This window comes from Bradyrhizobium sp. CCGUVB14 (assembly GCF_024199935.1).
Taxonomy (GTDB): Bacteria; Pseudomonadota; Alphaproteobacteria; order Rhizobiales; family Xanthobacteraceae; genus Bradyrhizobium.
This window is the reverse complement of the sequence record NZ_JANADS010000001.1, coordinates 5378587-5399628: the sequence shown is the minus strand read 5'-3', so window position 1 is coordinate 5399628 and position 21042 is coordinate 5378587. Positions and strand designations below refer to the sequence as shown.

General features: G+C 64.2%; 23 protein-coding genes. 8 read left to right on the top strand and 15 right to left on the bottom strand.

Annotated features, from left to right (window positions below):
- The first annotated feature begins 13 nt into the window (after window positions 1-13).
- From NLM32_RS25110 to NLM32_RS25100, 3 genes are all read left to right on the top strand, one after another.
- Complete coding sequence (locus NLM32_RS25110; RefSeq protein WP_254131530.1) at window positions 14-1810, top strand: NirA family protein; 1797 nt, start codon at window positions 14-16, stop codon at window positions 1808-1810.
- Window positions 1807-3420: a sulfite reductase subunit alpha gene (locus tag NLM32_RS25105; protein ID WP_254131529.1), complete on the top strand. Its 1614-nt coding sequence runs from the start codon at window positions 1807-1809 to the stop codon at window positions 3418-3420. The genes NLM32_RS25110 and NLM32_RS25105 overlap by 4 nt, the downstream gene beginning before the upstream one ends.
- Window positions 3421-3726: 306 nt before the next feature.
- Window positions 3727-3879: a hypothetical protein gene (locus tag NLM32_RS25100; protein WP_187434626.1), complete on the top strand. Its 153-nt coding sequence runs from the start codon at window positions 3727-3729 to the stop codon at window positions 3877-3879.
- Between the two features lie 27 nt (window positions 3880-3906).
- Here the strand turns inward: NLM32_RS25100 and NLM32_RS25095 are convergent, their stop codons facing one another.
- The 3 genes from NLM32_RS25095 to pxpB are packed head-to-tail and all read right to left on the bottom strand — an operon-like array spanning window position 3907 to window position 6471.
- The gene (locus NLM32_RS25095) at window positions 3907-4677 is read right to left on the bottom strand and encodes a LamB/YcsF family protein (RefSeq protein WP_254131528.1); all 771 of its coding nucleotides are present in this window, start codon (window positions 4675-4677) and stop codon (window positions 3907-3909) included.
- 28 nt (window positions 4678-4705) lie between these two features.
- Complete coding sequence (locus NLM32_RS25090) at window positions 4706-5743, bottom strand: biotin-dependent carboxyltransferase family protein (protein ID WP_254131527.1); 1038 nt, start codon at window positions 5741-5743, stop codon at window positions 4706-4708.
- Window positions 5740-6471 (bottom strand): 5-oxoprolinase subunit PxpB, encoded by a 732-nt coding sequence (pxpB, locus tag NLM32_RS25085; protein ID WP_254131526.1) that lies wholly within the window; start codon window positions 6469-6471, stop codon window positions 5740-5742. Before pxpB ends, NLM32_RS25090 begins: the two co-directional genes overlap by 4 nt.
- Window positions 6472-6718: 247 nt before the next feature.
- Here pxpB and NLM32_RS25080 point away from each other — a divergent pair, with 247 nt between their 5' ends.
- A complete protein-coding gene (locus tag NLM32_RS25080) occupies window positions 6719-7417 on the top strand; it encodes a ribonuclease activity regulator RraA (protein ID WP_027536148.1) in 699 nt (232 codons plus the stop codon).
- An 18-nt stretch (window positions 7418-7435) separates the two neighbouring features.
- Window positions 7436-7840: a cupin domain-containing protein gene (locus NLM32_RS25075; RefSeq protein ID WP_254131525.1), complete on the top strand. Its 405-nt coding sequence runs from the start codon at window positions 7436-7438 to the stop codon at window positions 7838-7840.
- Between the two features lie 61 nt (window positions 7841-7901).
- Here NLM32_RS25075 and NLM32_RS25070 read toward each other — a convergent pair whose 3' ends face one another.
- The 3 genes from NLM32_RS25070 to NLM32_RS25060 all read right to left on the bottom strand — a co-directional run bounded on the left by NLM32_RS25070 (window position 7902) and on the right by NLM32_RS25060 (window position 10418).
- On the bottom strand, window positions 7902-8258 hold the full coding sequence (locus tag NLM32_RS25070; RefSeq protein ID WP_254131524.1) for a hypothetical protein: 357 nt from the start codon (window positions 8256-8258) through the stop codon (window positions 7902-7904).
- 181 nt (window positions 8259-8439) lie between these two features.
- A complete protein-coding gene (locus NLM32_RS25065) occupies window positions 8440-9363 on the bottom strand; it encodes a DUF2147 domain-containing protein (protein ID WP_254131523.1) in 924 nt (307 codons plus the stop codon).
- A gap of 260 nt (window positions 9364-9623) precedes the next feature.
- The gene (locus NLM32_RS25060) at window positions 9624-10418 is read right to left on the bottom strand and encodes a transporter substrate-binding domain-containing protein (protein WP_254131522.1); all 795 of its coding nucleotides are present in this window, start codon (window positions 10416-10418) and stop codon (window positions 9624-9626) included.
- Window positions 10419-10547: 129 nt separating this feature from the next.
- Here NLM32_RS25060 and NLM32_RS25055 point away from each other — a divergent pair, with 129 nt between their 5' ends.
- The gene (locus tag NLM32_RS25055) at window positions 10548-11045 is read left to right on the top strand and encodes a DUF1993 family protein (RefSeq protein ID WP_254135415.1); all 498 of its coding nucleotides are present in this window, start codon (window positions 10548-10550) and stop codon (window positions 11043-11045) included.
- 68 nt (window positions 11046-11113) lie between these two features.
- Here NLM32_RS25055 and NLM32_RS25050 read toward each other — a convergent pair whose 3' ends face one another.
- From NLM32_RS25050 to NLM32_RS25025, 6 genes are all read right to left on the bottom strand, one after another.
- A complete protein-coding gene (locus NLM32_RS25050; RefSeq protein ID WP_254131521.1) occupies window positions 11114-11605 on the bottom strand; it encodes a hypothetical protein in 492 nt (163 codons plus the stop codon).
- Window positions 11606-11864: 259 nt separating this feature from the next.
- The gene (locus NLM32_RS25045; protein WP_254131520.1) at window positions 11865-12854 is read right to left on the bottom strand and encodes a hydroxyacid dehydrogenase; all 990 of its coding nucleotides are present in this window, start codon (window positions 12852-12854) and stop codon (window positions 11865-11867) included.
- Window positions 12855-12887: 33 nt separating this feature from the next.
- The gene (locus tag NLM32_RS25040; RefSeq protein ID WP_254131519.1) at window positions 12888-13988 is read right to left on the bottom strand and encodes an ABC transporter ATP-binding protein; all 1101 of its coding nucleotides are present in this window, start codon (window positions 13986-13988) and stop codon (window positions 12888-12890) included.
- A 20-nt stretch (window positions 13989-14008) separates the two neighbouring features.
- A complete protein-coding gene (locus tag NLM32_RS25035; RefSeq protein ID WP_254131518.1) occupies window positions 14009-14920 on the bottom strand; it encodes a carbohydrate ABC transporter permease in 912 nt (303 codons plus the stop codon).
- Window positions 14920-15858, bottom strand: coding sequence for a carbohydrate ABC transporter permease (locus NLM32_RS25030; RefSeq protein ID WP_254131517.1), 939 nt, complete (start codon window positions 15856-15858; stop codon window positions 14920-14922). The genes NLM32_RS25035 and NLM32_RS25030 overlap by 1 nt, the downstream gene beginning before the upstream one ends.
- Window positions 15859-15988: 130 nt before the next feature.
- On the bottom strand, window positions 15989-17332 hold the full coding sequence (locus NLM32_RS25025) for an ABC transporter substrate-binding protein (RefSeq protein WP_254131516.1): 1344 nt from the start codon (window positions 17330-17332) through the stop codon (window positions 15989-15991).
- Between the two features lie 485 nt (window positions 17333-17817).
- Here NLM32_RS25025 and NLM32_RS25020 point away from each other — a divergent pair, with 485 nt between their 5' ends.
- Window positions 17818-18651: a Spy/CpxP family protein refolding chaperone gene (locus NLM32_RS25020; RefSeq protein ID WP_254135414.1), complete on the top strand. Its 834-nt coding sequence runs from the start codon at window positions 17818-17820 to the stop codon at window positions 18649-18651.
- A gap of 111 nt (window positions 18652-18762) precedes the next feature.
- The gene (locus NLM32_RS25015) at window positions 18763-19140 is read left to right on the top strand and encodes a response regulator (RefSeq protein WP_254131515.1); all 378 of its coding nucleotides are present in this window, start codon (window positions 18763-18765) and stop codon (window positions 19138-19140) included.
- Window positions 19141-19286: 146 nt separating this feature from the next.
- Here the strand turns inward: NLM32_RS25015 and NLM32_RS25010 are convergent, their stop codons facing one another.
- The 3 genes from NLM32_RS25010 to glk form a co-directional block, all read right to left on the bottom strand.
- On the bottom strand, window positions 19287-19442 hold the full coding sequence (locus NLM32_RS25010; RefSeq protein ID WP_254131514.1) for a hypothetical protein: 156 nt from the start codon (window positions 19440-19442) through the stop codon (window positions 19287-19289).
- Window positions 19443-19585: 143 nt separating this feature from the next.
- Window positions 19586-19789 (bottom strand): hypothetical protein, encoded by a 204-nt coding sequence (locus NLM32_RS25005; RefSeq protein ID WP_128966278.1) that lies wholly within the window; start codon window positions 19787-19789, stop codon window positions 19586-19588.
- A gap of 144 nt (window positions 19790-19933) precedes the next feature.
- A complete protein-coding gene (gene glk / locus NLM32_RS25000) occupies window positions 19934-20902 on the bottom strand; it encodes a glucokinase (RefSeq protein ID WP_254131513.1) in 969 nt (322 codons plus the stop codon).
- Window positions 20903-21042: the final 140 nt, after the last annotated feature.

Sequence of the window (21042 nt, the reverse complement as noted above, 5' to 3'; positions counted from 1 at the left end):
GTCCATTCAGCCCATGAAACTCGATACAGCACCCACGGCCGATTTCTCCGACGAGCAGAAGCGCTATCTCGAAGGCTTCATGTCCGGCATGCAGGTCGGACGTGTCGGGCGCGCCTTCGCAGCCGGCGGCGCGCCTGCGGCCAACGCTCCGTCTGAGCCGACGGGGCCGGACGCAGCAGGGATCAAGGCGCAGGACAAGCTCACGGCCGCGGGCAAGAAGCTCGCCGACCAGGAGAAGTTCAAGCGCGAGATGCATCCGTTCGATGCGTATGATCGGTTGAAGGACCAGGCGCGCAACAACGCCAACCCGACGCCGGCTGACAATTTCCGCTGGCGCTATTACGGCATCTTCTGGGTCGCACCGGCGCAGACCTCCTACATGGCCCGCTTGCGCATTCCCAACGGCATCCTGAAGCACTGGCAGATGTCGGGCCTCGCCGACATCGCCGAAAGCTGCGGCGGCGGCTACACCCACGTCACCACCCGCGCCAACTTCCAGATCCGCGAGATCGAACCGAAGAACGCGGTTGCGCTGATCGAGGGCGTGCAGGATATCGGCCTGTGCTCGCGCGGCGCCGGCGCCGACAACATCCGCAACGTCACGGGCACGCCGACGGCCGGCATCGATCCGCAGGAACTGCTGGATACGCGTCCCTATGCGCGCGAATGGCACTACCACATCCTCAACGACCGCTCGCTGTTCGGCCTGCCGCGCAAGTTCAACGTTGCCTTCGACGGCGCCGGCAAGATCGCCGCGCTGGAGGAGACCAACGACATCGCCTTTACCGCGGTCGAGGTGAAGGAGGGCCACGGCGTCGAGCCCGGTGTCTGGTTCAAGCTCGGCCTCGGCGGCATCACCGGCCACAAGGACTTCGCGAAATATTCCGGCATCGTCGTTCGCCCGGAAGACGCGACCGCTGTGGCCGATGCCATCGTGCGCGTCTTCATCGAGCATGGCGACCGCACCAACCGCAACAAGGCACGGCTGAAATACGTGCTGGACATCATGGGGCACGACGGCTTCCTCAAGCTGGTCGAGGAGCGGCTGAAGAAGCCGTTCGCACGCGTGCCGGCCGAGGCGCTTCTGCCGCGTCCATTGTCCGACCGCATGGCCCATATCGGCGTGCACAAGCAGAAGCAGGCCGGGCTCAATTGGGTTGGCGTGGCGCTGCCGGTCGGCAAGCTCACGTGCGAGCAGATGCGCGGGCTGGCGAAGATTTCGCAGGATCTCGGTGACGGCGATATCCGCCTGACGGTCTGGCAGAACCTGCTGATCTCCGGCGTGCGCGATGAGAGCGTCGCGCTCGTCACCGCCGCGGTCGAGAAGCTTGGCCTCGCCACGCAGGTCTCGAACGTTCGTGCCGGCCTGATCGCCTGCACCGGCAATGCCGGCTGCAAGTTCGCGGCCTCCGACACCAAGCGCCATGCCGCCGCGATCGGCGACTGGTGCGACGAGCGCATCAATCTCGACACGCCGCTCAACATCCATCTGACCGGCTGCCATCACTCCTGCGCGCAGCACTACATCTCCGACATCGGCCTGATCGCGGCCAAGGTGCCGGGTGCGACGGAGGATGACCAGGTCGAGGGCTATCACCTCTTCACCGGCGGCGGCTTCGGTCCTGATGCCGATATCGGGCAGGAGGTGTTTCAAAACCTGAAGGCCGAGGATACGCCGAAGATCGTCGAGGGGCTTTTGAAGGCCTATCTCGCCAATCGCGCCTCGCCCGAAGAGACGTTCCTGACCTTCTCCCGTCGCCATGACGGTGAAGCCCTGCGCAAACTCGCCGAAGCGGAAGTAGCAGCATGACCCAGATGTCCGTGCCTCCCAAGATCGAGATCATTCCGGCCAATGCGCCGTTCAGCGAGGGCCAGCGGCTGTGGCTGAACGGATTTCTCGTCGGCATGCTCGGCCTCGACGGCTCGACGGCTCTGTCGCCGATTGAGAGCGGGGTCATGCTGGCGCCGCAGGGCGACGGCGATGACGGTGAGGCTCCCTGGCACGATCCCGGGATGGCGATCGCCGACCGCATGAAGCTTGCGGAGGGACGTCCGCTCCGCCGCCGTATGATGGCGGCGATGGCGCAGCAGGATTGCGGTCAGTGCGGCTACAATTGCGCCGACTATTCGGACTCGATCGCCAACAAGAGCGAAGCGCGCCTCAACCTCTGTGCCCCCGGCGGCAAGGAGACGGCGCGGATGCTCAAGCAGCTCTTCGAGGAGGTCGACAAGGCGCCGGCCGCGAAGCCTGCGACGGGGGCGGCTGCGACCACCAGTGCACCGGCTGCGCCCGAGGTGAAGGCCGAGCTCGGCCGCGCCCGCGAAAATCCAGCCGACGCCACCTTCCTGTCGCGGCGCCTGCTCAACAAGGGAGCTTCCGAGAAGGAGACGTATCACGTCGAGTTCGATCTCTCCGAGAGCAAGCTCGATTACGTCGTCGGCGACTCCTTCGGCGTGTTCGCGCGCAACGATCTCGGCCTCGTTGATCAGATCATCGCGCTGCTCGGGGCGTCCCACACCACCAAGGTCAACAACAAGACGCTGCGCGAAGCGCTGGTCGAGGACGTTTCTCTTTCACCTGCGCCCGATAAGCTGTTCGAGCTGCTCTCCTTCATCACCGGCGGTGCGCAGCGCGAGAAGGCGCGGGCGCTGGCGCAGGGCGAGGATCCCGATGGCGATGCGGCGACGCTCGACGTGATGGCGGCGCTGCAGAAGTTTTCGGGCACGCGGCCCCATCCGGAAGCCTTCGTCGAAGCGCTGGAGCCGCTGCAGCCGCGGCTCTACTCGATCTCCTCGTCGCACAATGCGACGCCTGGAAAGCTGTCGCTGACGGTCGATTCCGTGCGCTACGTCATCGGCAAGCGCAAGCGCCTCGGGGTCGCCTCGACCTTCCTCGGCGAGCGCATCAACGAGGGCGACAAGCTCAAGGTCTATGTGCAGAAGGCGCACGGTTTCGGTCTGCCGGAGGATCCGAAGATTCCGGTCATCATGATCGGCCCCGGCACCGGCATTGCGCCGTTCCGCGCTTTCCTGCTCGATCGCAAGGCGACCGGCGCGCAGGGCAAGAACTGGTTGTTCTTCGGCCATCAGCGCAGCGATTGCGATTTCTTCTACCGCGACGAGCTCAACGCGATGAAGACCTCGGGCCTTCTGACGCGCCTGTCGCTCGCCTGGTCGCGTGACGGCGAGAAGAAGTTTTACGTGCAGGACCGTATGCGCGAGCTCGGCCGCGAAGTCTGGACGTGGCTCGCCGAGGGCGCCCATCTCTACATCTGCGGCGATGCCAAGCGCATGGCCAAGGACGTCGAGCGTGCGCTGGTTGACATCGTCGCCCAGTTCGGCGCGCGCTCGACCGACGAGGCCGTCAGCTTCGTCGCCGACCTCAAGAAGAAGGGCCGCTTCCAGGCTGACGTGTACTAAGCCTCGGTGGGAGTGTCCTGAATCGCCGGCGCCGCGCAGGGCGCCGGCGACCGCGTTCTACTGTGCATGGGGTTGTTTTCGCGATTCACGTTGGACGGGAAGGTGCGCTGTCATCTAGGTGTCATCCAGCGGGTTCCATCTGGCTTGGATCTTAACGAATAAGATTCTCGGAACCCGGGCCGGAAGAGAATTTGCACCTGGGATGGGCCATCTTCAGAGAAGGCTCATCGCTATTTCCGTGGCCGTCTTGCCCGCCACCCCGGTCGATCCCTCATAATCCCGCAAATGGGGCGTTGGAGATCGACCATGCGCGAACTATCGGCGGAAGCCAGACTGCACTTCTACGCGCGCTCGCTCTCGCGTCGGACCGCGGCGAACGCTCATCACATCGGGCTCTATAGCGCCTTCGCGGTCATTGCCGCGATCGTGTTCGGCACGCTCTCGGTGCACCCGTTCTAGCGAGATTGACAGCTCTCGTAATGTGCCTCACGCCCGGCGCTTGAACGGCGCGACCTCGATGCCCGCATCCTTCAACGCCTGACGCAAGGTGCGTGCGATCTCGACGGCGCCATGCGTGTCGCCGTGGATGCACACGGTGTCCGTGCGCATCTTGATGACCTTGCCTGTGACCGACACCACCGCGCCATCCTGCACCATGCGCACCACGCGATCGGCAATGGCTTTGGCATCGTGCAGCACCGCGCCGGGCTTCTTGCGCGAGACCAAATTGCCGTCGTCCTCATAGGCGCGATCGGCGAACACCTCGTGCACCATCGGCAGGTTCGCGTCCTCGCCGGCCTTCACCAGTTTCGAGTTGGCGAGCACGACGAAGATCAGGCTGGGGTCGACTGCCCTGATGCCGGCGGCGATCGCCTTCGCCGTCATGTCGTCCTCGCAGGCGACATTGGAGAGCGCGCCATGCGCCTTCACATGCGTCACCTTGTGGCCGGCCGCGGTGGCGATCGCCTGCAGCGCGCCGATCTGGTAGGCGACGAGGTTCTCGATCTCGGATGATTTCAGGCCCGCGATCGGGTGCCGGCCAAAGCCGTGCAGGTCGCGATATCCAGGGTGCGCGCCGACCGAGACGCCGCGCGCTTTCGCCAGCTCCACCGTCCGCCGCATGATGTCGGGGTCGCCGGCATGGAAGCCGCAGGCGACATTGACCGAGCTTGCGAGGTCGATCATGGCGGCGTCGTTGCCCATCTCCCACGCGCCAAAACCTTCGCCGAGGTCGCAATTGAGATCGATCGTCTTCATGGCTGCTCTCCGCCTTTGGTCTTGTCGTTTACGGCTCGGCCGTCACCTGCCAGGTTCCGGCATCCACCGCGCTCACCGCATAGCCCGCGACGTTGGCATCGCTCAGCGCCTCGATGTTGAGCTCGACCGTGTCGGACGAACGCAGGCGATCGGGCAGGGTGCGGATCAGCTGTTGAAATCTGCGCGCCTCGTCTTGCGCCTCGGCCATTGTGACGGCCTTGAAGCGGAACGCCGTGCCGGCCGAGGTCTGGGCCAGACGGCCGACATCGGCCGTGATCACGGTTGCGATCTTGGGATAGCCGCCGGAGGTGCCGCGATCCATCATCAGCGCGATCGGCGAACCATTGCCGGGCACCTGGATGCTGCCGTTGACGGTGCCGTCGGAGACGATGTTGTGGCCGTGCAGATGCTTGATCGCGGGGCCCTCGAGCCGGTAGCCCATGCGGTCGGAGGTCGCCGAGATCTTCCACTCGCTGTCGAGGAACAGCGCCTTGTTGGCGTCGTCGAACTCGTCATCCTGCGGCCCCAGCACGACGCGGATCGGGCCGCTCACCGCCTTCGGCAATTCGATCCGCAGTTCGGGTGCACCGCTCGCGGCATCGACCGCGAACTCGTCTCCGGCCTGGAGCGGGCGCGGGTAGGGGCTGCCGAGACCGGCGCGGGCATTCACCGCGAGGCTGCCGAACACCAGCTCGCCTGTGATGGCGCCTTCGATCGCCAGATACGTGAATGCGCCCCCGCGGGCGAAGCCCAGCGTTAGCGTCTCGCCGTCTTTCAGCGTGACGGATGTGTCCATCGCGACGGGTTTCCCGGCAACATCGGCGTTGCGCGGCGCGCCCGCGATGGCGACGCGCACGGCGCCGTCCTTGGCCGTGAACGTGGCACCGAATGGGCCGATCTCGACTGCGGCTGCGAACGGCTCGTTGCCGACCAGCGTATTCGCCGCGGCCAGCGCCAGCCGGTCCATCGCGCCGCTGACCGTGAGGCCATAGCGCTGCGCGCCGTGGCGCCCGCCGTCCTGGACGGAGCTCGCGGGACCGATGCTGGCGACGACGAGCCTGCTCATGCGTCCACCCGCTCCGCAATGATCTCGCCGGCCTCCGCAGCGCGGTCCTGCTCCTCGAACGTCTTGTGGTCGATCGCGAAAAACGTCACGCGATCACCGGGTTCGGTGAGGAAGGTCGGATTCCGGTGGAGCTGATAGGTTCTAACAGGCGTGCGGCCAAGCAGATGCCAGCCGCTTGGCGCGGCCAGGCACTGGATCCCCGCCTGGATGCCGCCGATCGAGATCGTGCCGGCTGGCGTGAACAGCCGCGGGCTCTGCCGTCGCGACATGTGCAGGGATTTGTCGAGGCCGCTGAGATAGGACCAGCCCGGCGTGAAGCCGATCATGGCGACGCGATAATCGCCGCCGGCGTGGCGGGCCACGATATCGTCGGGCGTGGTGTTCAGCGCTTTCGCGACGTCCTCGAGGTCGATGCCGTGCTCGCCGCCATAGGCGACGGGAATGCGCCAGCGCCGCGCTTTCGTCGTGGGCGGCAGCGGCTGGCTGGCGATCGCGAGCAGCTTTTCGCCGAGCGCGTCAAAGCCGATCCTGCCGGGATCGTAATGCACCAGCAGCGAGCGGTAGGTCGGGATCGTCTCGGAGATGCCCTCGATGGGCGCGGCTGCAAGGGCCTTGTCGAGCGCCAGCACGCGCTCATTGGCGGCGTCGTCGATGGTGCGGCTGAACTCGACCGTGACGGCGCTGTCGCCACTGGGCAAAAGGCGGGGCGGGGGGAGCGTCGCGGCCATGAGATGTCGAAATCGGGCCTTTGGAAAAGCGCGGGCTCGGCCTTGAGTTCCGCATCACCTTGCTTCGCGTAAATGCGCCCGCAAGTCCAATAAATTAATGCAAGGGGTGGCGATAAAGCCTTGTTATCGCGTCGCATAACAGCCCGGCTGGGCCGCGTTCTCGTCAGAGCTTTGGGCCTTGACGGCAAGCGTCCGGCTCGCAAGATGCGCGCGTTCTTTCCCGCCCATCCGGAGCTCGTCTGTTTCCATGTCGCTGTCCCCTGAAGCCCGCAAGACCCTCGCCGGCATCACCACTGCCACCATCACCACGGTCCTGCTGAAGAAGGGCCTGCGTAACGTGTGGATGCGCGGCGCGCGCCCGCTGCGCCCGGGCCTGCCGCGCCTGGTGGGCCCTGCCTTCACGCTGCGCTTTGTGCCGGCGCGCGAGGATCTGGCGACGCCGGAATCCTGGTCGTCGCCGATCTCGACCCGCACCGCGATCGAGGCGATGCCGGAAGGCTGCATCGCGGTGGTCGATGCCATGGGCATCACCGACGCCGGCATCTTCGGTGACATCCTCTGCGCCCGCATGATGAAGCGCGGCGTCACCGCGCTCGTCACCGACGGCGTGGTGCGTGACGTCGAGGGTGTGCTCGGTACCAACCTTCCAGTGTGGTGCGACGGTTATGCCGCGCCGCCGTCTGTCGCGGGCCTGACCTTCGTCGGCTGGGGCGAGCCGATTGGTTGCGGCGGTGTTGCCGTGTTCCCGAACGACATCGTGGTCGCCGACCAGGACGGCTGCGTGCTGATCCCGCAGGCGATGCTCGAGCACGTCCTCAATGAGGGCGTCGAGCAGGAGCGCATGGAAGCCTGGATCGTCAACGAGGTGAACAATGGCGCGGTGCTGCCGGGCCTCTATCCGATGAACGCCGAGACCAAGGCGCGCTACGCCGCCAGCAAGAAGTAACAGGAAACGAGGTATCCCATGGACATCACGCTCGCAGGCACGCGGCCGACCCGCCGCGCGCCCAAGGAAAACTTTACCGGCACCGTGCTGCAGGACCCCATCAACATGGCGCCGGCACCGGCGCGGCTGAACGTCTCGCGCGTCTCGTTCGAGCCGGGCGCCCGCACCAACTGGCACCATCATCCGCTTGGACAGACGCTCTACGTGATTTCGGGCGTCGGCCGCGTCCAGACCAAGGGCGGCGCGGTCAAGGAAATCCGTCCCGGCGATACCGTCTGGATCCCGCCGAATGAAGTGCACTGGCACGGCGCCTCGCCGGGCAACAGCATGTGCCACATCGCCATGCAGGAAGCGCTCGACGGCGTTTTCTCGACCTGGCTCGAGCCGGTGACGGACGCCGAATACGGCGCGCCGCTCGGCTAGCGCCATTTTCCGACAAGACGCGTCGCCCTCGGGCGATGCGTCACCCATCCTCGGCGTGGACCTACATCCGCTCCGCCGTCCACGTGCCCGAGCACAGGGCGCCGCGCCAGGTGCCGGAGCCTGAGGTGCCGCTGAGCCGGCCGTAGCCGACGGCGTGCTTGATGCCCGTGCTCAGGCTGACGTTGATGGCGCCGGCATCCGCGACGCGGCCCGACGCTGTCACCGCAGCGCTGCTCGAGGCGATCTGACCGTTGCTGATGCCGATCGCGACAGTCGCGCCATTGCCGCAGGTCTCGCTCGATGACGAGATGCGGACGTTCCATGTGCCGTCGAAAGTCGAGCCCGCGGCATCCGCTTGCGTGAGCGGAAAGGCGATGGCGATAATGGTGGCGAAGAGTCCTTTGCGAAATCCGTTCATGACGCGCCCCTTGGGGTTGACCATGCGGGGATCGTGTCACGGGCGCGGAACCGGCGATGTGAGGGCTGTCACGCGCGCAAGGTTCTCTGTGAGGTGACGCACATCGCAACGACATTGCTGGCAAAAGCAAAGGGCCCGGATCACGGGCCCCTTGTCTCTCGAAGAAAATGGGGGTGCGGATCTAGTTCACGCGCGTCCAGGTCTGGCCGCCGCAGAACATGCCGCCGAAGGCGCAGCCTTGCACGCGCAGGCGGTCGCCCGCCTTCAGCGAGATCGTCGAGTCGTAGGTCGAGCCGGTGTTGGGATCGAGGATGCGGCCGGACCATTTCTGGTCCTTGCCGGGCTTCATGTTGATCAGGACCTGTTCGCCGTTCTGGTTCGATTTGCTGTCGACCGAATAGCCGCAGAGGTTATTGCCGCACTGCTCGATGCGGACCTTGCCTTCCTTCTCCTCGGTGAGCCAGACGCCGAGTGGTGAATTGAGATCGCGCGCGGGCGCTGCCGCCGGAACTGGCGGTGCGACGGCGGCGGACTGAACGGGCGCGGGGGCAGGCGCCGGCGCCGGAGCCGGGGCAGCTGGCGCGGGCGGCGCCGGAGGCGCGGCTGCGACGGCGGGAGCCGGCGGCGGAGGCGGTGCGGGCGGCGGAGGTGCCGGCGGTACCGCGGCCACCGTCGGGGCGGCGCTCGGAGCCGGTTGAGGCGGCGGCACCATCGCATCTTCAGCCGGAGCGTTGTTGGCGGTGGTGGCCGGAGAAGCTGGCGGGGCGGTGGGCGCTGCTGCGGCAGGCGCCGGCGTCTGGGCAGGAGCCTGTTCGGCCGCCGGGGGCGCAGCGACAGGAGCAGGAGCTGGCGCCGGCGGGGGAGCGGCCGGCGTTTGCGGATCGACCTTGGCCTGCTGCGGGGCCTGCTGGTCCGGCTTGGTGTCGTTCTTCTTGGCCTTCTTGGCCTTGCCCTGGCCGGTGTTGTCGTAGACGCCGGGAATCTGCACCGTGCCGCGATCCGGATCGATGCGGATGGTGCGTCCGCCATATTCGAAGGTGTACTGCGCCTGCGCAGCGGTGCTCGCCAGCAAAAGGAATGCGGCCGTGGCCAACAATTTCCTCATTTCCATCTCCCGAACTGGTGGTCCCCGCACCGACGCTTACGCCCCGGTTCGATCGCGGAAAGTGATCTAGATCACTGTCACGGTATGAGTCGTCCTCCAGCGGTTCCGGGTTCAATAGCCCTGGAGCCGGTCCAAAGTTTGGCGAGGGGCCAGCGACAGGAGGCCGCGGGTTAAAGTCCCGTCCGGAACGGGACTTTAGATTTTAGTTTTGACGCGTTTTCTTTGCGCGAACCGGTACCCACTTCGCTGGAAAACGAACTCTAATCGAACCAGGCGGCGTAGATCTTCTTGTAGCTGCCATCCTCCATGGAGATGTGAAGCCACTGGTCGACGAAGGCCTTCAACGCCATGTCGCGCTGGAGCCAGTAGGCCTTCTCCGAAAAGTCGAACGGCTTTTCGGGATGCACGGCGCAGAGCACGCCGGAATGCTGCTTCTGCTGATAGCGGGTCTCGGAGGCGTCCGTCATCATCAGGTCGGCGTTGCCCTTGGCGATCTCGTCGAAGATCGCGGTATTGTCGGGGAAGACGGTGATGTCGGCGTCCTTGACGTTGGCGCGCGCGAAACGCTCGTTGGTCCCGCCGGGATTGACGATGACGCGGGTGCCCTTCTTGTCGATATCGGCGATGCTCTGATACTTGCCGACGTCGGCGCAGCGCGCGATCGGCGTCTTGCCCTCGCGCATGATCGGCATCGTGAAGTAGCCCTTTTTCTGGCGGTCGAGCGTGACCGAGACACCGCCCATCGCGATGTCGAACTGGTCGGCCTCGAAATCCTTCATCAGCTTGGGCCAGGCGGTGGCGACGTACTCGACCTTGACGCCGAGCGCCTTGCCCAGCGCCTCCGCCATGTCGACGTCAAATCCGCTGAATTGCTGCGTGGCCTTGTCCAGATAGGTGAAAGGCTTGTAGTCGCCGGTCATGCCGACGCGCAACGTGCCGCGCTTGATGATCTCGTCGAGGCGCGAAGGCGCCGGCTGCTGCGCCTGCGCCGAGAGGCTTGCCAGCAACATCGCGGCCAAAGCCGCCAGGATTCGGACGGTTATTCGAACGGTCATCTCTTTTCCACCCAAGTCTTTTCCACCCAAGCCCAAGCTGTCATTGTGCAGCTCTTGAACGTGGATTTAGACCAGATGCCAGTTTCTGGCGAGACGGAAATTGAAGGGAATCTTGAAGTGACGATCTCGATGTACGAGGCCTCGGTCGGCCTGTTCGTGCCTTACCTGCGCAACCTGTCGGTGCTGCTCGACAAGGGCGTTGCCTATGCCGAGACCCGCAAGTTCAATCCGGCGGTCCTGCTCGGCATGCGCATGGCGCCGAACATGTACGATCTGGCGCAGCAGATCGGTGAGGCCTGCCGCCATGCCACCATCGCGCCGGCCTTGCTGGCGCAGTGCGAACCGGTTGCGCTGCCGCCGCTGGAGCACGACATGGCCGGGCTGCAGGCGCGGATCGCCACCTCAATCGAATTCATTCAAAGTCTGCCGCGTGCCGAGATCGATGCGGCTGCGGAGCTGAAGGTGTTCTTCAGGCTGAAGAACGGGACCGAGCTGCCCTTCACCGGGCGGACGCTGCTGCTCACCAACAGCGTCCCGCAATTCTTCTTTCACGTCACGACCGCGTACGACCTGTTGCGGCACGCGGGCGTCGAACTCGTGAAGAAGGACTTTTTGGGACGGAAGTAGGCAGCGGGCTCGATGTGCACCTCTCCCCGCCGGGGAGAGGTGTAGAGCCATCCGACTTGCAAATCGCTTTAGGCTTCGCCCTTGCGCTCGTAGTCGGCGAGCGAGCTGCGGCCGGCGATCTCGCTGCGCAGCAGCTCGAAGCGCCGATGCGCCTCGCTCTCGTGTTCGTCGACGAAATGCACGGCGGCCTCGCTGGTCATGGGGCCGCTGACCACGGGGGCGGACTGCTCGCCGATGGTCTCGTGCACGTAGTACTGGTCGTCGTCGCCGCGATGGACGGTCCATTTCAGGCGGATCGCGACCATCGGCCCGGGCCCGACCTTGCTGTAGCCATCGGCATCGGTGTGGTCGGGTACCAGCGGCTGCTCCTCGACCACCGGATGCTCCTCCTCGGAGACAAGCTGCTCGTCGGAGATGTGATGCTCGTCTGCGACCGCATAGTCATCGTCGGCAGCCTCCGTTTCCGTCTCAGTGTCGCGGACGACGAGAACGGGCTCGGGGTGCTCAAAAATGCTGGCGATGGTCGCCAGCGCTTGGTCGGTCGGGTCGATCTCTGACAAGGGTCCATCCTCCAGCTCGACGCGGCCGGCAAGTCTGTCCCACTGCCGCCGCGGCCGGATACATTACGCGGGCTTGATTAAGGCTGAGTTGGGGCCCGATCTGCACCAAAATGGGACGCATTCTGGCCATCCGAAGGCGGGCGGACGAAGCATGATCCGGAAAAGTGTGTAGCGGTTTTCCGAAAAGATCATGCTCAAACAACAACCTAAAGCGCGATGATAGTTCATCGCGCTTTAGTCGTCCGCCTTCGGATTTGCCTCAGCCCAGCACGTCCTGATTGATGATGTTCTGCCGGATCGGATCGCCGTCCAGCACACTCAGGATGTTGCGCGCGGTCTGCTCGCTCATGCGGCTCACGGCCTCGACGGTCACGCCGGCCACGTGCGGCGCCATGATCACGTTGGGCAGCGCGAACAGCGCATTGCTGACCGGCGGCGGTTCGACTTCGAACACGTCGATGCCGGCGCCGGCGAGCTTTCCCGAAGTCAGCGCGTCGTACAGCGCGGCCTCCTTCACGATGCCGCCGCGCGCGGTGTTGATGAGATAGGATCTTGGCTTCATCCGGCCGATCCGCGCCGCATCGAACAGACCGACCGTCTCCGGCGTCTTCGGGCAGTGGATGGTGACGAATTCGGCGTTGGGCAGCGCCGCGTCGAGGTCAGAGACCGGTTCGCAGCCGGCGGCCTTGATGTCGGCGGCGGGCTTATAGGGGTCGTAGACCTGCACTTTCATTTCCATCGCCTGGCAGCGCTTGGCGGTGCGGGTGCCGATGCGGCCGAAGCCGATGATCAGCACGGTCTTGCCGTAGAGGTCGAACGGCAGCATGCCGAGCCGGTTGGCCCACTGGCCATCCTTGACGCAGGCGTGCATTTCATTCGCGCGTTTTGCCAGCGTCAGCATCATGAACAGGGCCTGCTCGGCGACCGAGGGCGAGTTGGCGCTGCCCGCGACCATCAACGGCACCTTGCGGCGGGAGAGGGCGGGCACGTCGACGGCGTCGTAGCCGACGCCGATGCGGGTCACCACCTTCATGTCCTTGGATGCCTCGAGCTCGGTCTCGCCGAAGGCGGTGGCACCGAGCGCCACGCCGTGAACCGGCGCATGGCTCTTCAGCAGAGCTTCAAAGTCCTTCGCGGAGATCAGGTTTGGAAACTCGACGAGCTCGATATCGTCCCGCTGGGTGAGGAGGGCTCGTGCCCCCTGCGACAAAGTTTGTGTAACGAAAATCTTCTTCTTGTTGGTCGCCATCGCTCCCCGCCTGCTTGCGTTTCTTGGCCGGCGTCACAGCACGACCCCGGTCTCCTCGTTTAGCAGGTGCATGTTGTTGAGGTCCATCGCCAAACGCATGGGAGCCCCGTCCTTGGCGCCGGCATTGGGATTGACACGGCCGCAGACCGGCGTGCCGTCGAGCCCGAAATAAACCAGGGTCTCCATCCCCATCGGCTCGGTGACGTCGAGCACGGTGTCGAACGTCTCGACGCCGGGCTCCAGATGCGCGTTCGATTCCGTGAGGTGTTCAGGACGGATGCCGAGCAGCAGCCTGTCGGTGCGCGGCAGCGCGTTGTAGCGCGCGGCGCGGGCCGGCGGCAGCGCAAAGGCGACACGGTCGGTCAGGCGGAGCTGCAGCGTGCCGCCGGCATCCTCCAGCCGGCACGGGATGAAATTCATTGCGGGCGAGCCGATGAAGCCCGCGACGAAGCGTGTCGCCGGCTTGTGGTAGAGCTCGTTCGGCGTGCCGATCTGCTCGATGCGCCCCTTGTTCATCACCACCACGCGGTCGGCCAGCGTCATCGCCTCGACCTGGTCGTGGGTGACGTAGACGGTGGTGGTGCGCACCTTCTGGTGCACCTTCTTGATCTCGATCCGCATCTGCACCCGCAGCTTGGCGTCGAGATTGGACAGCGGCTCGTCGAACAGGAAGACCTTTGGATTACGTACGATGGCGCGCCCCATGGCGACGCGCTGGCGCTGGCCGCCGGAGAGCTGCTTCGGCTTGCGATCGATCAGATCGGTGATGTCCAGCAGGCGTGCGGCCTCCGTCACCCGCGCCTTGATCTCGGCCTTGGGGTAGTGCTTCAGCCGCAGTCCGAACGACATGTTTTCCGCGACCGTCATGTGCGGGTAGAGCGCGTAGTTCTGGAACACCATGGCGATGTCGCGGTCCTTCGGCGGCACGTCGTTGACGACGTCGCCTCCGATCATGATGTCGCCGTCGCTGATGTCCTCGAGCCCCGCGATCATGCGCAGCGTGGTCGACTTGCCGCAGCCGGACGGCCCGACGAGGACGATGAACTCATGGTCGGCGATATCGAGGTCGATGCCGCGCACTGCTTCGACATCGTCGTAGCGTTTGACCACCTTCCGCAATGCAACGTCAGCCATGAAACCTCAACCTTTCGACATCAACCCTTTGTCGCGCCGGCGGTCAGGCCGGCAATGTAGTAGTCCATCAGGAAGGCGTAGATGATCAGCGGTGGTGCTGCGCCGAGCAGCGCACCGGTCATGATCTGACCCCAGTTGAAGACGTCGCCCTTGATCAGCGTCGTGGTGATGCCGACCGGCAGCACGAGCTGGTCCACGGACGTGGTGAACACCAGGGGATAGAGGAACTGGGCCCAGGACACGGTGAAAGCGAAGATCGTCGCGGCGATCAGCCCGGGCAGCGCCACCGGAATGAAGATCCGCAGCAAGGTCTGCAGCCACGAGGCACCATCGATGATCGCGGCCTCGTCGAGCTCCTTCGGGATCGAGGCAAAATAGCCGATCATGATCCATGTGCAGAACGGCACCGTCAGGGTCGGATAGACGAATATCAGCACATACCAGCGGTTCAGCAGCGTGATGCCGGTGAAGTCCTGGATCACGGTGAGCATCTTGAACAGCGGAATGAACAGCAGGCTGTCGGGAATGAGATAGGTGAGGAAGACGCCGGTCGCGAGCGTCGCCGAGCCCCAGAACTTCATCCGCGCCAGCGCGAACGCGGCGGGGATGCTGATCAGCATCGTCACAATCACGACCACGATCGAGATGATCGCTGAATTCCAGAAGAAGCGCAGGAACTGGTTCGAGGTCAGCAGCTCGACATAGTTCGACAGGGTCGGATGAAACACCCACCACGGATTGGTCGCCGCCGAGATCTCCGCGCTGCTCTTGAGCGAGGTGATCAGCATGTAGATCGGCGGCGTCAGGAAGAAGATCGCAAACAGCACGAGGAAGAAATAAGACCAGCGCAGTGCCCAGGCCCGGTCCCGGCTCATGCTGCCGTATTTGAGCTTGCGGGACGGTCCGGCCTTGTCGATCGTGAGTGTGCTCATCAGGCTTCGTTTCCGCGTTTGTTGACGTCGCGCAGGATGAAGACCGCCGCGATCGCGAGGATCGGCACCATGAACAGCGAGACGCAGGCGCCGAGCGGAATGTCGGTCGATTGGATACCGACCTGGAACGCCCAGGTGGCGAACAAATGGGTCGTATCCAGCGGGCCGCCCGCGGTCAGGATGCGCACGATGTCGAAATTGGCGAAGGTCACGATCAGCGAGAACAGTGTGGTGATGGCGATGATGTTGCGCATCATCGGCAATGTGATGTGCCAGATCTTCTGCCACCAATTGGCGCCGTCGATCGACGCCGCCTCGTAGAGCTGATCGGGGACCGATTTCAGCGCCGCGAGGTACATGATCAGGAAGAACGGCGCGCCGTACCAGACGTTGACGAGGATGACGGAGAAGCGCGCCCAGAAGGTGTCACCGAGCCAGGGGATCGGGCCGACGCCGAAGAAGGAGAGGGTGTAGTTGAAGGCGCTGTAGGAGGGATCGAACAGCCAGAGCCAGGCCAGCGTGCTCATCGCCGGCGGGATCACCCAGGGCACCAGCAGCATGCCGCGCCATTTGCGTTGCTTCTTGCCCGGGATGTTGTGGACGAAATGCGCGACGATGAAGCCGATCAGCGCCTTGAAGATCACCGCGGTGACCGCGAAGATGCAGGACTGCTTGACCACCATCCAGAACGTTTCGCGCTTGAACAGGAAGGTGAAGTTGCCGAAGCCGACGAACTTCGTCATCGCCTTGTTCAGCGTCGCCAGGTAAACCGAGTAGAATGCGGGGTAGAGCACGAGCAGCAGGATCAGCAGGATCAGCGGCAGCGTCAGCAGGAATGCCACGGTCGATTTGCGCCCGAGCACATTGCGGAGACTGGCCCCCTTGCGCGGGCTCGCAGCGCGGGCGAGACGACCTTGCTGAACGACGACATCGGCCATGACACGAGCCTCTTCGTAAGACGTAGGGCGCCGAAGGCCAGCGCGGCGAGCGGCATCGACGGGCGGGTTTCGCGAGGCGGCCTCGGCGGCTCACGCCCGAAGGCGTGAACCACCGCGGCACACACCCGGCTCAGCTCCGCATGAAGCCCTCGCACTCGCCCTCGGCCCAGGCGAGCGCGTCTTCCATCTTCTCGCCTTTGGCATAGCGAAGCGCCAACTTGGTCAGCGTCGCCTGATTATAGATCTGCTCCGCGATCTTTGGTGGCGCCGGCGCGGCCGCAATCGACAATATCTGATGATTGTAGGGGTTCGGATAGTGATAGAGCGTGCCCTTCGGCGGCCCTTCCTCGGCCCAAGTCTTCAGCGTCGTCATGCTTGCGTATGCCGGCAGATCGTAGCCGCCGCTCACCTGAACGAACTTTTCGATCGACGACGGCTGGGACAGGTGGCTCAGCAGGCTCTTGGCCGCGTCCTTGTTCTTGGAGAATTTCCAGATGCTCCAGAAGAACGGCTGGAAAGGTGCAAAACGCCCCTTCGGTCCGGCCGGGAAGCCGTGCGTCCAGCATTGCTCCGCGACCTGTGGCGCGTCGCGCTTGGCGACCGCCCACGCGCTCGGCGGGTTCATGATCAGCGCGCCTTTGCCGGCAATCAGCCATTTGTTGTTCGAGGCGTCGTCCCAGGAGGGGGCGTCCGGCGGCAACACCGCGATCAGCTTCTTGTAGAATTCCAGCGCTTGCCGGACCTGGTCGGTCTTGACGGTGATGTCGCCCTTGGCGTTGACGAGCTCGGCACCGAACGACTGGAAGATCGCACCCGCGGTGTCGATGTTGTCCGGGGTCGTGCCAAGGCCGATGCCGAAGGCGAAGCCGCCCTTCTGGCAGGCTTCGGCCGCCTTGAGGAACGTCTCCATCGTCCAGTTGTCGGCCTTGGGCGGTGAACCGGCCGGATACATTTCCTGGACGTCGATGCCGGCGTATTTCTTCATCAGGTCGATACGCGAGCAGGGGCCCTTGATCTGACTGCCAGCGGTCGCCGGCACAGCGAGCCATTTGCCGCCGGCCTGGCCGAGATACTTGACCGTGCCGTTCACCTCGCCGTTCTGCTTGACGATCGGCTCCATGACGTCGTTGACCGGTTCAAGCAAGTCGTCATAGGCGTGCGGCTGCCAGCCGATTTGAGACGACAGGATATCGTGCCCGGACTTGGCCTGCGCCTCGGCGGCCATCGTCAAAAGCAGCTTGTTGCCTTGGCTGGTGATGTAGTCGATTGAAACCTCGACCTTCTCCTTCGCCGCCCATTCGTTGATCAAGTCGGTGGAGGCAGCGTTGGCGCCGGGTACCCAGTGGTCCCACAGGCCGATCGAGAGCTTGCCGGCGGCGTAAGCGCCTCGGACGTAGGGCGCTGCGATGAGCGCCGCGGAGGACATTGCAGTGGCTGCTACAAATTGACGTCGCGTCAGTCTATTGCGTGACATCTCGTTTCCTCGCCTTGGTGTGTTTTATCGTTCTGTCATTTCCTCTGAATTTCCCGAGTTTGTTTTGCGTTTGTTGGTTGGCGTTTCTTGTTCGCGCCGTCGTTTCCGGGCGGTCAATCGCGCCGGAAACGCGGCCAGATTGGTAGCGCCATCACATCATGATTGATTGCGTCTGTCGAGAAACCCGGAAGCCTCGCGCTCTAGAACTAACGTTGCGTACGGAATGCCCGTCGCGTCTGTCGGCGATGAGCTGCGTCTGCTCTTATTGCGACGCACACTTCCGCGTGCGACGGCTCGAGACGATCCCGTGCGCAATTACGCCGCAGTTCCGAATGAGCCTGCATCACCGCTTCGCGCCACAGGGCCTTCAAACGGGGACAGCGATGGTCCGCGCCTAGACCTCGGCGTCGCGAAAACGGTAGAGTTGCAACCGGCAGGAGGCCTGCCGTTTCCTGGAAGGCAAGCAGATCGACATGAAGACCCAAATCATCCCCCCGGCGCCGCCTGTGCGGCTTGGCCTGCGGCATTGGCTCGCGCTCGGCTCCGTGCTGACTGTGCTGATCGGCGCGGCCGCGGTTGCGAATGCACAAGGTTTGGTCAAGGGCGTTCAGGACGGGGCCGCGGCCGGTAACAAGGCGGCAGGTCCGGTCGGTGGCGTTCTCGGCGGCGCCATCGGCGGCGTGGTCGGCGTCTTCACCGGCGTGCTCGGCGTCAACAACAACAGTGGCCAGGCGCCGGCTGCCAAGGACGCGAACAAGGACGCAAACAAGGACGCATCCAAGGATGCCGCCAAGGACTCCAAGCAGCCCGGCGGCGCCAAGGACAAGGACGCCAAGACCGCCAAAGGCGGCAAGGGTGCCAAGGCGACCAAGGAAGCCAAGAACGCGCCCTCGGACACCAAGGAGAATGACAATAAGGACAACAAGGACGTCACCGTCCTGACCCAGCCCGGCACGCCGCAGCTGACCGCCGACCAGATCGTCGCCAACAGCGATTCCTATATCGAGCGTATCAAGACCGAGCTGAACCTCACGCCGGATCAGGAGAAGCACTGGTTCGGCTTCTCCAGCGCAATGCACTATCTCGGGCACAATGGTGCGGAACGGCTGAACCTGCGCATCGCGCGGGCCAAGCGCGATCCGCCGGACGACATCATCGAGCAAATGCGCAACGAGTCGCAATTCCTGATCGACCGCGCTGCCGACCAGCGCAATGTCGCCGATGCCGCCGAGCCGTTGTTCTCAAGCCTCGATGACAAGCAGAAGGAGGTGTTCATCCAGGAGATGGTTCGCCTCAGCCACGAGCGCGGCCTGGATTGATCGAGCTTGAATCGGATTGCATGTATTCGTGGAATTTGGAGGCCACGAATTCGTGAATCTTTCTTGCAAATCGGGTATGCTTAACTCCGCTTGATTGGCTGCGGGGTTGATATGGCGGACGGACTCTCCGTTTTCCTGGTTGAAGACGAGGCGTTGATCCGGATGATGATCGCCGACATGGTGGAGGAGCTTGGCCACCATGTCGTTGCGGAAGCGGACAACGTGCGCGATGCGAGCGCCTTTGCGATGACGGCGCAGTACGACTTCGCGATCCTCGATATCAACCTGATGGGCGTCTACGTCGATCCCGTCGCCGATTTGATCGAGCGCCGCGGCAAGCCGTTCCTGTTCGCGACGGGCTATGGGCCTGAATTGCTGCCGTCCTTGCTCCGGCGCCGGCCGATCCTGCGCAAGCCGATTGCGATGGAGCAGCTCAAGATCATGATCGACTCGCTGTTTCCGGATGCGCCGGCCAAGGCTTCGCACTGATCCAAGGCTTCGCACTGATCCAAGGCGCTGATCTCAGGCACTGATCCAGGGCGGCACGCTGACATTGTCATCGATCGAGACGTCGTCAAACGAAAGTGGCCGCCCGAAAGGGGCGGCCATTTGGCGACGGAAGGTCCGTCAGTGTCTCACATCAGGCCGGCGCTGAGGTCCACGCCGTTCGCCATCAGGCTGAACGAGGCGAGAAGTCCGAGGCCGCAGAAGATGATAATGGCTTTAAAAGAATAGTCGATCGACCGGGTCTGGACGGCAGCCGGCATTTCGGCGAGCGAAATCATGCTCATGTTCATTCCCCCTGTTTGATCCTGAATTGCATCAGGTGGGGGAACCGTAGCGCACAAAGTTTGATACAGGATTGCCAGAGATCCTTAATCGAATCGCAATTGATCGCAGACTCGTCGCTGCGTGGCAGCCGATCATGCAAGCGCTAGTTGCGGCCGGCCCTCAGCACCGTGGCGATCGTGTGGGCCGTCATCGCGGCGCGGTCCGAGGCGCGCTGGGCCGCCAACCGGTCCCGGGCCTTCTCCTCGATCAACAGCTCGATCAGCGCCATGCGCTTATCGTCATCGTCCGCCTCGGTCAGCAGCCGGTGATAACGGTGATAGTCGAAGCCCACATCCTGCTTACGCATGTCACGCCCCCGTACCTACGCCACACACAGGCGCGAATTGTTTCCCATCGGAAACAAGGGGGCAAGCACGATCCTACGTGGAACCGCACGTACGATGCAATCAGCTGTGAATTGCTTAACGGAAGATGCGCGAACGGGTGCGTTTCAATCCAGATTGTGGTCGGCGAACGTCTTCAGGCCGACGAAGCTTGCATCGGGCTTCATGACGAGGCGGGTCGGGATGTTACGCAAATAGTCCTGGAAGCGCCCCTTGGCTTCGAAACGCGCGCGGAACGCTGAAGCCGAAAGGAAGTCCGGAAAGCGCGGCACGATTCCGCCGGCAATGTAGACGCCGCCTCTGGCGCCGAAGGTTACCGCGAGGTTGCCGGCCACCGAGCCGAGGATGGCGCAAAACATGTCCAGCGTCGCGCGGCTGAGCTCGCAGGTCCCGTCCAGCGCCGCCCTGGTGATACCGGCCGCATCGCGTTGCGGCACCTGGGCTTCATCGACCTCGGCCATCGCCTCATAGAGGGATTGGAGCCCGGAGCCGGAGAGGGCGCCACGCTCGATGGAGACGTGGCCGAAGCGCCGGCGCATGGCGGCGATCACGCGTTCCTCGCGCTCGTTCTCGGCAGGTAGCGTCGCGTGACCGGCCTCAGTGACCACAGCCAGCCGGGAGCCGTGGCGCTCGACCAGGCAGGAGACGCCAAAACCGGTCCCGGGTCCGACCACCAGAAGCGGCTCCCCGGACATGCCGTCCTGGCCGCCGAGCGGAATCAGGTCGGCCGGCTGCAAGGCGGGCAGGGACCATGCCACCACCTCGAAGTCGTTGAGCACGTGGACGCTCTCGAAGCCGAGCGCCGGCTGGAGCTCGTTGCCGTCGATCACCCAGGGGCTGTTGGTCATGACGCAGCGGTTGTTGGTGACGGGACCGGCGACGGCGAGCACGGCTCTGACCGGCTTCTCGCTATCGGCCCGCCGCAGCACGTCGGTGATCGCTTCGCGGACCGTCGGATGGTCCGCGACCTTCACATAGTCGATCGTGCCGATCTGCTCGCCGTTGCTCAGCGCGAACCGCGCGTTGGTACCGCCGATATCGGCGAGAAGAATGTTGCCTGTCCTGCCGATACTCATGACCATCCGGCTCCCGTAGCCTTGCAGGCTTCGGGAACCCTTTTCCTCCACGCCTTCGCCGCGATCCGCACGCCGCGGATATCAGAGATTCCGCCCTCGGGTACAGCTAGTCAACACGGACGAGGCCAAAGCGTTGCATC